This is a genomic window from Burkholderia sp. AW49-1, from assembly GCF_053427845.1.
The window spans coordinates 325,694-340,013 of the sequence record NZ_JBSAXF010000002.1 but is presented as its reverse complement, the minus strand read 5'-3'; the positions used below and the strand labels follow the sequence as shown (position 1 = coordinate 340,013).

The 14,320-nt window shown below is 67.7% G+C and carries 12 protein-coding genes; 6 read left to right on the top strand and 6 right to left on the bottom strand.

Features of this window, described 5'->3' with window-relative positions; translation table 11 throughout:
• Positions 1–11: 11 nt before the first annotated feature.
• Positions 12–1,358, bottom strand: a complete 1,347-nt coding sequence (locus ACV22W_RS06315; protein WP_448018384.1) for an MFS transporter — start codon at positions 1,356–1,358, stop codon at positions 12–14.
• A 297-nt stretch (positions 1,359–1,655) separates the two neighbouring features.
• Here ACV22W_RS06315 and ACV22W_RS06310 point away from each other — a divergent pair, with 297 nt between their 5' ends.
• The 5 genes from ACV22W_RS06310 to ACV22W_RS06290 all read left to right on the top strand — a co-directional run bounded on the left by ACV22W_RS06310 (position 1,656) and on the right by ACV22W_RS06290 (position 6,809).
• Positions 1,656–2,693: a LacI family DNA-binding transcriptional regulator gene (locus tag ACV22W_RS06310; RefSeq protein ID WP_448018383.1), complete on the top strand. Its 1,038-nt coding sequence runs from the start codon at positions 1,656–1,658 to the stop codon at positions 2,691–2,693.
• A 236-nt stretch (positions 2,694–2,929) separates the two neighbouring features.
• Entirely contained in the window at positions 2,930–4,711 is a 1,782-nt protein-coding gene (locus tag ACV22W_RS06305; protein WP_448018382.1) for an IlvD/Edd family dehydratase, read from the top strand.
• A gap of 35 nt (positions 4,712–4,746) precedes the next feature.
• Positions 4,747–5,928, top strand: a complete 1,182-nt coding sequence (locus ACV22W_RS06300) for a fumarylacetoacetate hydrolase family protein (RefSeq protein WP_448018381.1) — start codon at positions 4,747–4,749, stop codon at positions 5,926–5,928.
• A gap of 164 nt (positions 5,929–6,092) precedes the next feature.
• Complete coding sequence (locus ACV22W_RS06295; RefSeq protein WP_162999306.1) at positions 6,093–6,263, top strand: hypothetical protein; 171 nt, start codon at positions 6,093–6,095, stop codon at positions 6,261–6,263.
• 147 nt (positions 6,264–6,410) lie between these two features.
• Entirely contained in the window at positions 6,411–6,809 is a 399-nt protein-coding gene (locus tag ACV22W_RS06290) for a cupin domain-containing protein (RefSeq protein ID WP_448018380.1), read from the top strand.
• Positions 6,810–6,871: 62 nt separating this feature from the next.
• On the opposite strand, the gene ACV22W_RS06285 is transcribed toward ACV22W_RS06290, so the two are convergent.
• A complete protein-coding gene (locus ACV22W_RS06285; RefSeq protein WP_448018379.1) occupies positions 6,872–7,747 on the bottom strand; it encodes an aldo/keto reductase family oxidoreductase in 876 nt (291 codons plus the stop codon).
• Positions 7,748–7,847: 100 nt separating this feature from the next.
• On the opposite strand from ACV22W_RS06285, the gene ACV22W_RS06280 reads away from it, so the two are divergent.
• Positions 7,848–8,777 (top strand): LysR family transcriptional regulator, encoded by a 930-nt coding sequence (locus tag ACV22W_RS06280; RefSeq protein WP_448018378.1) that lies wholly within the window; start codon positions 7,848–7,850, stop codon positions 8,775–8,777.
• Between the two features lie 69 nt (positions 8,778–8,846).
• Here the strand turns inward: ACV22W_RS06280 and ACV22W_RS06275 are convergent, their stop codons facing one another.
• The 4 genes from ACV22W_RS06275 to xylB form a co-directional block, all read right to left on the bottom strand.
• Positions 8,847–10,046 carry a sugar ABC transporter permease gene (locus tag ACV22W_RS06275; RefSeq protein WP_448018377.1) on the bottom strand — a complete coding sequence of 400 codons (1,200 nt, stop codon included), beginning with the start codon at positions 10,044–10,046 and terminating at the stop codon, positions 8,847–8,849.
• Positions 10,043–11,602 carry a D-xylose ABC transporter ATP-binding protein gene (gene xylG, locus ACV22W_RS06270; protein WP_448018376.1) on the bottom strand — a complete coding sequence of 520 codons (1,560 nt, stop codon included), beginning with the start codon at positions 11,600–11,602 and terminating at the stop codon, positions 10,043–10,045. The genes ACV22W_RS06275 and xylG overlap by 4 nt, the downstream gene beginning before the upstream one ends.
• Positions 11,603–11,700: 98 nt before the next feature.
• Entirely contained in the window at positions 11,701–12,729 is a 1,029-nt protein-coding gene (xylF, locus tag ACV22W_RS06265) for a D-xylose ABC transporter substrate-binding protein (RefSeq protein WP_059536104.1), read from the bottom strand.
• Positions 12,730–12,838: 109 nt separating this feature from the next.
• Positions 12,839–14,317 (bottom strand): xylulokinase, encoded by a 1,479-nt coding sequence (gene xylB, locus ACV22W_RS06260; protein ID WP_448018375.1) that lies wholly within the window; start codon positions 14,315–14,317, stop codon positions 12,839–12,841.
• Positions 14,318–14,320 lie beyond the last annotated feature (3 nt).

Sequence of the window (14,320 nt, the reverse complement as noted above, 5' to 3'; positions counted from 1 at the left end):
CAGCAACGAACCTACTTCGCGGCCGCGGGAAACAGCACGCCGCGCGGAATCAACGTGATCAGCACGCAACTGACCAGCAGGCACGCACCGAGCGCGTATGTTCCGTTGTTGATGTTGCCGGTCATTTCCTTTGCGATGCCCGTGATCATCGAACCCGTGAAGCCGGACAGATTGCCCACCGAGTTGATCAGCGCAATGCCGGCGGCCGCGGCCGTGCCCGACAGTATCTGCCCCGGAAAGGTCCAGAAGATCGGCATCAGCGCCAGGATGCCGCACGTGGCGATCGTCAGGAACAGGATCGACAGCACCACGTTCTGCGCACACGCCGCACTCAGGATCAGGCCGACACCGCCGATCAGCGCGGGAATCGCGGCGTGCAGCCGGCGTTCGCCGGTCTTGCGCGAGTGCGATGCGTTCCACACCATCGCGAAGATGGCCGTCAGGTATGGAATCGCAGTCAGCAAACCGATATGCATCGGGCTGCGCACGCCCGACGCGCGAATGATCGACGGCAGCCAGAAGGCCAGTCCGTAGAAGCCGGTATTGAACGTGAGCAGGATGAAGGTCAGCAGCCAGACGCGCGGGCTGCGCAGCGCGGCACCCACGCCGTGCGACTTGTGCGCGGCCTCGGATTCCAGGTTGCGCGACAGCACCGCCTTTTCCTCGGCAGACAGCCACTTCGCCGACTGCGGGCCGTCGCCGAGACAGGCCAGCACGATGAACGCCACCACGATCGACGGCAGGCCTTCGAGCAGCAGCATCCATTGCCAGCCGCTCATGCCGGACAAGCCGTGCGTCTGCTCCATCAGCCAGCCGGAAATGACACTGCCCAGCGTCAGGCTCAGCGGGATCGCCACCAGGAAGCCCGACATGGCCACGCTTTGGCGGCGCGCGGGAAACCAGTAATTCATGTACAGGATGACGCCCGGGAAAAAGCCGGCTTCGCACAGGCCGAGCAGGAAGCGCAGCGCGTAGAACATGGTGGACGTCTGCACGTGGAAGAACTGCGCGAGCGGCACGATGAAGGCCATCGACGACGACACGATGCCCCAGGTGATCATGATCCGCGCGATCCAGAAGCGCGCGCCGTAGCGGTGCAGCAGCAAGTTGCTCGGCATCTCGAACAGGAAATAGCCCCAGAAGAACACGCTGGCACCGAGCGCGTAGACGCTGTCGCTCAGGCTCAGGTCATCGAGCATCTGCAGTTTGGCGAAACCCACGTTGACGCGGTCCAGGTAGGCCACGACGTAGCAGAGCAGCAGCAGGGGCAGGATGCGCCGCATGACCTTGCGGTAGAGGGCGTCTTCGGATGAGCCGGCCGCGGCCGGGGCGGCAGCGGTCTGCGTGAGGGATGGCATCGGTTTGTCTCCTGATTGTGTAGGACTTCTTCGTGCCGGCGGATTCGCTGATGAACTGATTCGCCAATGTTACCGATAACATTCCCGGCCCAAAAAAGCCGCCGATCTGGCGACGGGAGCAACCGACATGCTGATACCGGTAACAGTCGCGAAGGTAGCATGCCGCGACAGGCGTGCTCAAGTCCCGACCGCCAAGTAGTTTCCCCTAGTGCCGAGCCGATCATGGAAGCGCGGCGGACAGCCCGCACGGCACCGGTATCATGTAGCCTTTCCAGGTTTCTCCCGATCGCTATTCCAATGCCCAGCCCCACTGCCGTCCGGCCCGTCGGACCGCCCCGCATGTCCGATGTAGCGCGCCTGGCCGGCGTATCGAAGATGACCGTGTCGCGCGTGCTGGCCGGCCACAGCGTGGCCGCCGAGACGCGCGAACGGGTCTGCAGGGCCATCGATCAGCTCGGCTACGTGGCGGACGCCGCCGCAGGCGCGCTGTCGTCCGGGCGATCGGAATTCGTCGCGGTGCTGGTGCCGTCTCTGTCGAGTTCCAACTTCTCGGACACCGTGCGCGGCCTCACCGATGCACTCGAGCCGCATGGCCTGCAACTGCTGCTCGGCGACACCGATTACGACCTGGAACGGGAAGAACGGCTGGTACGCTCCATGCTGCGTCACCAGCCGCGCTGCATCGCGCTGACGGGTGCGCAGCATACCGATGCGACGCGCACGGTGCTGGCGCGCTCGGGCATCCCCGTGGTCGAGATGTGGGACCTGCCAACGCATCCGATCGATACCGCAGTGGGCTTCTCGAACGTGCGCGCCGCACGCGCGATGGTGCGCCATTTGGCCGAGCGCGGTTACGAACGCATCGGCTTTCTCGGCGGCGCCAGCACACTGGACCGCCGCGGCCTGGACCGGCTCAAGGGATACCAGGCGGAAATCAAGGCCCTGGGGCTTGGCGAGCCGCGCATCGTGCGACTGGGCGAATCGCCGATCACCATGAGCCATGGCGGGCCCGCCATGGCAGCATTGCTGGAGACGTGGCCTGACACCACCGCGGTCATGTGCGTGAGCGACATGTCGGCGTTCGGCGCAATCATGGAATGCCATCGACGCGGACTGTCAGTGCCCTCGGACATGGCCGTGGCCGGCTTCGGGAACTTCGAAGTGGCGGCATGCTGCCACCCGACCATCACCACGGTATCGGTCGACGCCTACGGCATCGGCCTGCGCACGGGCGAGGCCCTGCTCGCGGCGCTGCAAGCGCGCGACGGCGGCGCACGGATCGAGTCGCACAGCATCCGTGTGGACTACACGATCGTCGCGCGGGAAAGCGCCTGACGAGCCGACTGCCGGGCGTGTCGCCCCTCATCGGGCGTCCGATGCGCAACGTGCGCACTTGACGGAGGCAGTCGCCCCGCCCTCTTCTGTCGGCGCACATTCTCCAGCGCGTGCCCCATCCACACGCAAAATTCCCTTCCTCGACGCAAAAACCCCGTGCTAACATCCGCTCGAATGTTACCGGTAACTATCCAGCATGCAAAACCGGACACGGCCCTATTCGGAGACAGCCCCCCATGCCGCAAACCCCTCGCCGCCTGCGCAGCCAGGAGTGGTTCGACGATCCCGCACACGCAGACATGACCGCGCTCTATGTCGAGCGATTCATGAACTACGGGTTGACGCGTGAGGAGCTGCAGTCGGGCCGTCCCATCATCGGCATCGCGCAGACGGGCAGCGACCTGGCACCGTGCAACCGACACCACATCGAACTGGCCGAACGCACCAAGGCAGGCATTCGCGACGCGGGCGGCATCCCGATGGAATTCCCCGTGCATCCGCTGGCCGAGCAAAGCCGCCGGCCCACCGCGGCACTCGACCGCAACCTGGCGTATCTCGGGCTGGTGGAAATCCTGCATGGCTTTCCACTGGACGGCGTGGTCCTGACGACCGGATGCGACAAGACCACCCCCGCCTGCCTGATGGCCGCGGCCACCGTGGACATGCCCGCCATCGTGCTGTCGGGCGGGCCGATGCTCGACGGCTGGCACGAGGGCAAGCGCGTCGGCTCGGGCACGGTGATCTGGCACGCCCGCAATCTGCTGGCAGCCGGCGATATCGACTACGAAGGGTTCATGCAGCTGACCACGGCATCGTCGCCGTCGATCGGCCACTGCAACACCATGGGCACGGCGCTGTCGATGAACAGTCTGGCCGAGGCGCTCGGCATGTCGCTGCCGGGTTGCGCGAGCATTCCCGCCGCCTACCGCGAGCGCGGCCAGATGGCATACGCGACGGGCAAGCGGGCCGTCGAGCTCGTCCGCGAAGATCTGCGTCCGTCGAAGATCATGACGCGCGCGGCCTTCGAGAATGCCATCGTCGTCGCCTCCGCCCTCGGCGCATCGACCAACTGCCCGCCGCACCTGATCGCCATTGCACGCCACATGGGCGTGGCACTCAGCCTGGACGACTGGCAGCGCTTCGGTGAATCCGTGCCGCTGCTCGTCAACTGCATGCCGGCCGGCGAATACCTCGGGGAGAGCTTCCACCGCGCCGGCGGCGTGCCCGCCGTGCTGCGTCAACTCGATGCGGCCGGCCTGCTGCGGCGCGACTGCCTGACCGTGTCCGGCCGCGCGATCGGCGAGATCGCCGACACGGCGCAGGAGGCCGACCGCGACGTGATCCGCACGCCCGACGAGCCGCTCAAGCATGGCGCCGGCTTCATGGTGCTGTCCGGCAACTTCTTCGACAGCGCGATCATGAAGATGTCGGTCGTCGGCGAGGCCTTCCGGCAAACCTACCTTGCAGAGCCGGGCGCGGAAAATACCTTCGAGGCACGCGCCGTCGTCTTCGATGGCCCCGAGGACTATCACGCCCGCATCAATGACCCTCGGCTCGAGATCGACGAACGCTGCATCCTGGTGATCCGGGGCTGTGGCACGGTCGGCTACCCGGGCAGTTCGGAGGTCGTCAACATGGCGCCGCCCGCCCACCTGGTGAAACGTGGCGTGACGTCGCTGCCATGCCTCGGCGATGGACGCCAAAGCGGCACGTCCGCCAGCCCGTCGATCCTGAACGTGTCGCCGGAAGCTGCCGTCGGCGGCGGCCTGGCCCTGCTGCGCACGAACGATCGCATCCGCGTGGATCTGAATCGTCGCAGCGTCGACCTGCTGGTCGACGCCGAAGAACTCGCGCGCCGCCGCGAGACCGCCAGCTTCACCGTGCCGCAGGCGCAAACGCCGTGGCAGGCACTCTATCGCCAGTTCGTGGGCCAGTTGTCCACCGGCGGCTGCCTCGAACCGGCCACGCTCTATCTGAAGGTCATCGAGCAGCGCGGCAACCCGCGCCATTCACACTGACCCAACCGCCCACGACTTTTGCCGAGCTGACGACCATGCGTACTCTTTCCGTATCCGACTGCCTGCCGCACGACCTTGCGCAGGCCTTGCTGATCGGCCGCGTCTGGCGGCACGACGGTGCCCACGCGGGCCCGAGCGTCGTCGCCGTGCGCGGCGGTGACGTGTTCGACATCACGCGCACCGTGCCGACCACCGCGGACCTGTTCGACCGCCCCGACGCAGTCGACATCGCCCGCACCGCCCCCGGCGAATCGCTCGGCCGTGCCGAGCCGCTGTTGCAGGCGGCGCTGGACGGCGCGTCCGGCGCCACGCGCCTGCTCGCTCCGTGCGACGTGCAGGCCATCAAGGCTTGCGGCGTGACCTTTGCCGTCAGCCTGATCGAACGCGTGATCGAAGAACAGGCCGGCGGGGATCCTGTCAAGGCGAGGGAAATACGCGGAACCATCGCCGCGACCATCGGCACCGATCTGTCGAAGATCGTTCCCGGTTCGGACGCCGCCATGCGCCTGAAGGCGGAACTCGAGCGCCGCGGCGCGTGGTCGCAATACATGGAAGTCGGCATCGGCCCGGATGCCGAGGTGTTCTCGAAGTCCCAGCCCATGTCCGCGGTGGGCTTCGGCGCGGACGTGGGGCTGCTGCCCGGGTCGGTATGGAACAATCCCGAGCCGGAGATCGTGCTGGCGGTCGGCAGCGACGGCCGGCCGGTCGGCGCCACGCTCGGCAACGACGTGAATTTGCGCGACATCGAAGGCCGCTCGGCGCTGTTGCTCGGCAAGTGCAAGGACAACAACGGTTCGTGCGCGATCGGCCCGTTCGTGCGGCTCTTCGACGGCGGCTTCACGCTGGACAGCGTGCGGCAGGCCAGCGTGTCGCTGCGCGTCGACGGCGCGGACGACGAATTCGTCCTCGACGGCATCAGCCACATGCGCGAGATCAGCCGCGACCCGGCCGATCTCGTCGCTCAGACCTGCGGCGCGCATCACCAGTATCCGGACGGCTTCATGCTGTTCCTCGGCACGATGTTCTCGCCGATCCAGGACCGCGACGCACCCGGCGGCGGATTCACGCATCACCTGGGCGACCGCGTCACCATCTCCACGCCCGCGCTCGGCGCGCTCGTCAACGTCGTGCGGCTTTGCACCGAGATCGCGCCGTGGACCTTCGGCGTGCGCGCGCTGTACGCCAATCTGGCCGCACGCGGCCTGCTCGATGCATGAGGCCGGGCGACCCGACGATCTGAGACGTTCGCGGGCGTCCGCCCCCGGCACGACGCGGCCGAACCGGGCACGAAATATGCGCACATCCCGGTTTGCCGGTTGCACGGCAGGTTTTGCAACGCACGCAACCGGCGTCGTGACCCGCAACTACAAGGAGACAAGCGATGACCCTGCTTATCTACCTGCTCGGATGGATCATTTTCATCGCCGGCGTGGCATGGGGCCTGATGACGCTGCACGTGTCGCAGCACATCATCGAGATCGTCGCCGTCATTCTGTTCGGCATCGCGGTGATTACCGGTGCGACGCGCGCGCGCAATCGCGACCGGACGTAGCCCCGTGAACGCGCGCCGGATGCCGCATGCGTTCAGGCGTCGTGCAGCATGGCGGCCGCGTCAATATAATCGGCTTTCCCGACGAATCGACGATCGGCAACGGGCCGGTTTCGATCGCGTATTCGCACAGCCGACTCCGGAGCCGAGATGACCCTCCCCGCCGTGCCGTTTGCCGAATCGTTCGACCTCGAGGCTGCCTTCGCCGATGTATCGGAGTACTGGTCGCCGAAGGTGGTCGCGCAGGTCAACGATCAGTACGTGAAAGTCGCCAAGGTACGCGGCCAGCTCGTGTGGCACGACCATGCGCATGAAGACGAGCTGTTCTTCGTCGTGCGCGGCCACCTCAGGATCGAGTATGAAGGCGGCCGCGTCGTCGAGCTGCCCGCCGGCTCGATGCACGTCGTGCCGCGCGGCACGCAGCACAATCCGGTCGCCGACGACGAATGCTGGATCGTGCTGATCGAGCCCGTGCAGACGAAACACACCGGCGACGTCCAGTCGCCGCTGACCCGGACGATCGACGAGCAGTTGGGTCAGGCGCGCTGAGTCCGGTGCCGGCGCAACGCGGGCGTCGCTTCGACCGTCCGCGCGCGACGACCGTACGGGGTTCAACCGCGAGCGGACACGATGCCGTCGAGTTCGCGCACGGCATCCTCCGGCAACGCCAGCGCGCCGGCGGCGAGATTCTCGCGCAGATGCGCGACCGACGACGTTCCCGGAATCAGCAGGATGTTCGGCGCGCGGTGCAGCAGCCACGCGAGCGCGGCCTGCATCGGCGTCGCGCCGAGCCGCGCGGCGACCGCGTCGAGCGCGGAGGACTGCAACGGATTGAAGCCGCCGAGCGGAAAGTAAGGTACGTAGGCGATGCCGTCGCGGGCGAGCGCATCGACGAGATCGTCGTCGTCCCGATGCACGAGGTTGTAGTGGTTCTGCACGCAGACGATGTCGCAGATCCGGCGCCCTTGCGCGACCTGCGCGGCCGTGACGTTGCTCAGCCCGATGTGCCGCACGAAGCCTTGCCGCTGCAGTTCGGCCAGTGCGGACAGCGGCGCCTCGATCGAGCCCTCGGCCGGGCCGTGCGTGTCGAACATGATCCGCAGGTTGACCACGTCGAGCACGTCGAGACCGAGGTTGCGCAGGTTGTCCTGGACGGCGGCGGCGAGCGCTTCGGCCGAGAATGCCGGCAGCCACGAGCCGTCTTCGCCGCGCCGCGCGCCGATCTTCGTCACGATGAGCAGATCGTCGCGATACGGATGCAACGCTTCGCGAATCAGCCGATTCGTCACATGCGGGCCGTAAAAGTCGCTCGTGTCGATGTGGTCGACGCCCGATGCAACGGCTTCACGGAGAACCGCAAGCGCAGCAACGCGGTCCCGGGGCGGGCCGAACACGCCAGGACCGGCGAGTTGCATCGCACCGTAACCGATGCGGTGAACGTGGCGGCCCGCGATGGAAAACGTGCCGGACCGGGCGATGGGGGACATGATCGTGCTCCTGTGGCGAATGAATGAGCCGCAGGTTACGCCGCGACGCGCTGCGCGATAACCGGTCATAATCTGCACGACCTGTACGAAAGGGCGAACAATGCAAGTCGATCTGGGCGATCTGAACGCGTTCGTGGCGGTGGCGCGCGCGAAAGGCTTTCGTGAAGGTGCACGCACGATCGGTGCGAGCGCGTCCGGTCTGAGCGAAGCGGTGCGCCGGCTGGAGGCGCAACTCGGCGTGCGGCTGCTGCACCGCACGACGCGCAGCGTGGCGCCGACCGAAGCCGGCGAGCGCCTGCTCGCGCGGCTCGCACCGGCGCTGGGCGAGGTGGAGGCGGCGCTCGACGTCGTCAATACGTTTCGTGAGCGGCCGGTCGGCACGCTGAAGCTCAATGTACCGACGAGCGCGGCGCGGCTCGTGCTGCCGTCGATCATCCCGCGCTTTCTCGACGCGTATCCGGAGATCCGGCTCGAGATCGTGGCTGACGAAAGTTTCGTCGATATCCTCGCGGCAGGCTGCGACGCGGGCATCCGTTACGACGAGCGCCTCGAACAGGACATGATCGCCGTGCCCATCGGCCCGCGTTCACAACGCTTCGCCACCGCAGCGGCCCCCGCCTATCTGGAACGGCGCGGCCGGCCGGCCCACCCGCGCGAACTGCTCGATCACGCATGCCTGCGCGGCCGGTTCGCGAGCGGCGCGATGCCGGCGTGGGAATACGAGCGCGCCGGCGAAGTGGTCCGCGTGGAGCCGTCGGGGCCGCTCGTCGTGCAGATCGGAGGCGCCGTGGATCTCGTCGTGGACGCCGCCTGTGCGGGGCTCGGCATCGTGCATCTTTACGAAGACTGGCTTCGTCCGCACCTCGCGAGCGGCGCGCTCGAGCCCGTGCTCGACGGCTGGTGGCGGCCGTTTTCCGGCCCGTATCTGTACTATCCGGGGCGGCGTTTCGTGCCGGCTCCGCTGCGGGCCTTCGTCGATTTCATCAAGGCGGATACCGAGCAACAGGCGGTCATCCAGAAAGGCGGATGAACGATCTCGACGCTGGACTGCGTGCGACACGCCCCTCGCGCAAGCGCGCACGGCCCGCAACGGACGGCCTCATCGCCGGTTCGATCGCGACACCACGTCGATCCACACCGCCAGCACCAGCACCGCGCCCTTGACGATCATCTGCCAGTACGCGTCGACATCGAGCATCGACATTCCGTTGTCGAGGCTCGCCATCACGAGCGCACCGATCAGCGCGCCATAGACGGTGCCCGACCCGCCGCGCATCGACGTGCCGCCGATGAAGCATGCGGCGATCGCGTCGAGCTCGCCCATCGTGCCGGCCGACGGCGAGCCGGCCGCGAGCCGCGCGGTGTTGACGATGCCCGCGAACGCGCACATCAGCCCCATCAGCGCGAAGATCGCGAGCTTCACACGATCGGTGTCGACGCCCGACAGCCGCGTCGCCTCCAGGTTCGAACCCACCGCATAGATGCGCCGGCCGAACACGGTCTGCGTCGCGATCCACGAGAACGCGCCGAGCAGCGCGAGCAGCAGCAGCACGGGCACCGGGATACCGCCGTAGCGATCGAGCGTCGCGACGAACGCGAACAGCACTGCGCCGGCGGCGACGACTTTCGCGACGTCCTGCCACAGCGGCGTGACCGCGAGCCGATAGCGGCGCCGCGTGCCACGTTGCCGGATGACCAGTAGCGCGACGAGCGCGAACAGCAGCACCGCGAGGCCGTCGCCGGCCGCACGCGGCAGATAGCCCTGCCCGAGGAATACGAAGCCGTCCGACACCGGCGCGATCGTCGAGCCGCCCGTCACGCCAAGCAGGATGCCGCGGAACGCGAGCATCCCGCCCAGCCCGACGATGAACGACGGCACGCGCCGGTAGGTCGACCACCAGCCGTTGAACAACCCGACCAGCACGCCGAGCGCGAGCACGGTCGGCACCGTTGCGGCCACGGGCCAGTGGCGATTGACATCAAGGATCGCCGCAATGCCGCCGAGCAGCCCGAGCAGCGACCCGACCGACAGGTCGATCTCGCCCGCGATGATCACGAACACCATCCCGCATGCGAGCATCCCGGTGATCGACATCTGCCGCAGCAGATTCGACACGTTGCGCGGCGTGACGAACGCGCCGTCGGTCAGCACCGAGAAAAACACCCAGATCGCCGCAACCGCGAACAGCAGCGCGAGCACCTTGTAGCGCACGAAGACCTGTCGAAGCGGATGGCGATGCGTGCGGCGCGCGTCGGCGTCCGGCGGCACGGCGGAAGAGGAGGAAAGTTCGGTATTCATGTGGCACTCGCTGCAATGGGTTCGGCCGGCTGCCCCGCGGGCTTCAGCGCGGCGCCGAGGATCTGTTCCTGCGTGAGACCGTCGTTGACGAAATCGCCGCGCAACTCGCCTTCACCGATCACGAGCACGCGATCGGCGAGCCCGAGCACTTCCGGCAGCTCCGACGACACGACGATCAGCGCGACGCCGCGTTGCGCGAGCGCGAAGATCAGCCGGTAGATCTCGGCCTTGGCGCCCACGTCGACACCGCGGGTCGGCTCGTCGAGGATCAGCACCTGCGGGTCGGCCAGCAGCATCCTGGCGAGCACCGCCTTCTGCTGGTTGCCGCCGGACAGGCTCGCGATCGGCAGAAACGGATGCGCGGCACGCACCGACAGCCGCTGCATCTCGGTGCGGATCGCGTCGAGTTCGGCGGCCGCGTCGATCCGCCCGTGGGCGGCGAAACGGCGCAGCACCGACAACGTGATGTTATGGCCGACGCCGAGCTGCGGCACGATCCCGTGACGCTTGCGGTCCTCGGGCACCATCGCGATGCCCGCGCGAATCGCATCGGCCGGCGATCGGATCGCGAGCGGCCGGCCGTTCATCCGCACGGTCGCCGTGCTCGCGCCGGGATACGCGCCGAAGATCGCCTGCATCAGCTCGGTGCGGCCGGCGCCGACGAGCCCGGCGACGCCGAGGATCTCGCCGCGCCGCACGCTGAACGACACGTCGTCGACACGCTTGCGGCGCGGGTTCGCCACGTCGTGACAGGTCACGTTGCGTGCTTCCAGCACGACGTCGCCGATCTCGTGCGGCTCGCGCGGATACAGGTTGCGGATCTCGCGGCCGACCATCATCGCGATGATCCGGTCGGTGGTCATCCCGCGCATCGGCTCGGTCGCCACGTGGCGGCCGTCGCGGATCACGGTCACGGTGTCGCACACCGCGTCGACTTCGTCGAGCTTGTGCGAGATGTACACGCATGCGACGCCGCGGCGCTTCAGGTCGCGCACGATGTCGAGCAGGATGCGCGTCTCGGCGGCACTCAGCGACGACGACGGCTCGTCGAGGATCAGCAGCTTCGCGCGCTTGTTCAGCGCCTTCGCGATCTCGATCAGCTGCTGGTGGCCGCCGCCATAGTTCATTACCGGCTGCGCGACGTTGATCGCGTCGATCCTGAGTTCGCGCAGCAGTTCCTCGGAACGCCGCACCATCTCCGCGTAGTGCATGCGCCCGCCGGGCAGCGTGATCTCGTTGCCGAGGAAGATGTTCTCGGCAACCGACAGCTCGGGCACGAGCATCAGTTCCTGATGGATGATCACGATGCCCGCGCGCTCGGTGTCGCGCACACCCGATGTGACGAGCGGTGCGCCTTCCCAGCGGATCTCGCCATCCCACGTGCCGTGCGGGTAGACGCCCGACAGCACCTTCATCAGCGTCGACTTGCCGGCGCCGTTTTCGCCGCACAGCCCGACGCACTCGCCGGGGCGCACGGTCAGATCGATTCCGTCGAGCGCCTTCACACCATCGAATGCCTTGACGATGCCGCGCATCGTCAGCAAGGGTTCGGTCATACGTTCATTGCCTCGCAGTGAGCATGCGGCCGCACCTGGCCGGCCACTCCTGGCCGGGCCGCACCTAGCCGGCCGCATGCATCCTGCCCGTCGTGCCGTTACTGGCTCGCGAGCTGGGCCTGGGTATAGAAGCCGTCCTTCACGACGACGTCGACGTTGCGCTTGGTCAGCAGCGTCGGCTGCAACAGCACCGTGTCGACCTTCTTCTTCCCGTTGTCGTACTGCGCGTTGAATGCGGGCTTCGTGCCCTTCGCGAGATCGACCGCGAGCTTCGCGGCTTCGCTCGCAATCAGCTTCAGCGGCTTGTAGACCGTCATCGTCTGCGTGCCGGCGATCACGCGCTTGACCGCCGCGAGGTCCGCGTCCTGCCCGGACACCGGCACCTTGCCGGCGAGGTGTTGCGCAGCGAGCGCCTGGATCGCACCGCCCGCGGTGCCGTCGTTCGACGCGACGATCGCGTCGATCCGGTTGTTGTTCGCGGTGAGCGCATCCTCGACGATGCGCAGTGCGGTCGAGGCGCTCCATTCAGGCACCCACTGCTGGCCGACGACCTTGATGTCGCCGCGATCGATCGCCGGTTTCAGCACCTTCAACTGGCCTTCGCGCAGCATCTTCGCGTTGTTGTCGGTCGGCGCGCCGCCGAGCAGGAAATAGTTGCCCTTCGGCTTTGCATCGAACACGCCCTTCGCCTGCAGTTCGCCGACCTTCTCGTTGTCGAACGAGATGTACGCGTCGACGTCCGCATCGAGGATCAGACGGTCGTACGACACGACCTTGATGCCTGCCTTCCGCGCTTCGGCGACGACGTTGCCGAGCGTCTTCGAATTGAACGGCACGATCACGATCACGTCGACGCCGCGCGAGATCAGGTTCTCGATCTGGGAAATCTGCCGCTCCTCGCTCGCATCGGCCGACTGCACCGACACCTTCGCGCCGAGCTTCGTCGCGGCAGCGACGAAATAGTCGCGATCGCGCGACCAGCGCTCGACGCGCAGGTCGTCGATGCAGAAGCCGATCTCGGGCTTGTCCTTGCTCGCGTGCGCGAGCGGCGCGCCGAGCGCGAAGAGCGCCAGCGCTGCGGCGCCGGCAAGGGAACTCAATACGGTACGACGCGTCACGGATTTCATGTCTCCACTCCTTGTTATTGGACCACCTCACGAACACCGGGCGGCCGCGGAAATGCGCCGCCCGCATCGAGTCACTGCAAAGCACGGAACCGCACCGGCGAAGCGCCGGTCACGCACCCGTCGCAAACACCGGTTCGAGCGCGCGGTAAAGCGCGCGAAACGTCGGCCGCCGCGCATCGCGATACCACGCGTGCCGCGCGGGATCGGGCTCGCGCACCGCGACGATCGGCGGCTGCGGACACACGTCGTCGAGCGCTGCATCCGGTTCGAGCGCGAGACGCGCGAGCCGTGCGGCACCGAGCGCCGGGCCGACCTCGCCGCCCTCGCGCAGCGTCAGCGCGCGTCCGCTCAGGTCGGCGAGCATCTGGGTCCAGTACGCGCTGCGCGAGCCGCCGCCGATCACCGTGATGCCGTCGGGCGCAAGTCCGGCCGCATGCAGCGCGTCGATGCCGTCGAGCAGCGCGAAGCCGACGCCTTCGAGCGTCGCGTTCGCGAGATCCGCGCGCTGCGTGTCGGGCGTGAGCCCGTAGAACACGCCTTTCGCATTCACGTCGTTGTGCGGCGTGCGCTCGCCGCTCAGGTAAGGCAGAAACCACGGGCGGCTGTCGCGCGCGTTCGTCTCGGCATCGGCGAGCAGCGCCGCGACGCCGTCGTAACCCGCCAGTTGCGCGGTGAAGTCGATGCAGCCGGCTGCGTTCAGCATCACCGACATCAGATGCCAGGTATCGGGCAGCGCGTGGCAAAAACTGTGCACCGCCGATTCGGGGTTCGCGCGAAACCCGTCCGACACAGCGAAATAGACGCCCGACGTGCCGAGCGACAGCAACGCGTCGCCGGGCCGCACGATCCCGACGCCCACCGCGCCGGCCGCGTTGTCGCCGCCGCCAGCCACCACCGGAATCTCGCGCAGCCCGAGCGCGCGCGCGACGGCCGGCAGCAGCGTGCCGGTCACGCGGTTGCCCTCGAACACGGCCGGCATCTGCGCGCGCGACAGCCCGCACGCGGCGAGCAGCGTATCGTCGTAGTCGCGCTTCGCGACGTCGAGCCAGAGCGTGCCGGCGGCATCCGACGGATCGGTCGCGAACGCGCCGGTCAACCGGTAGCGCAGGTAATCCTTCGGCAGCAGCACGTGTGCGACGCGCGCGAACACGTCGGGCTCGTGGCGACGCACCCACAGCAGCTTCGGTGCGGTGAAGCCCGGCATCGCGACGTTACCTGTCACGGCGCGCAGCGCGGGTGCATGCCGCTCGAGTTCCGCGCACTCCGCATCCGCGCGACCGTCGTTCCACAGGATCGCGGGGCGCAGCACGTCGCCGTGCGCGTCGAGCAGCGTCGCGCCGTGCATCTGCCCGGTCAGTCCCAGCGCGTCGATGTCGCGCGGATCGATGCCGGCCGCGCGTGCCTCATCGACGAGCGCAGCCAGCGCGCCACACGCGGCGTCCCACCAGTCGCGCGGCGCCTGTTCGGACCAGCGCGGCCGCGGCCGGCTCACCGTCAGCGGGCGGTTCGCGCTCGCCCGCACCACACCGTCGCGGTCGAGCAGCACCGCCTTCACGCCCGACGTGCCGAGATCGAGTCCGATATACATGGC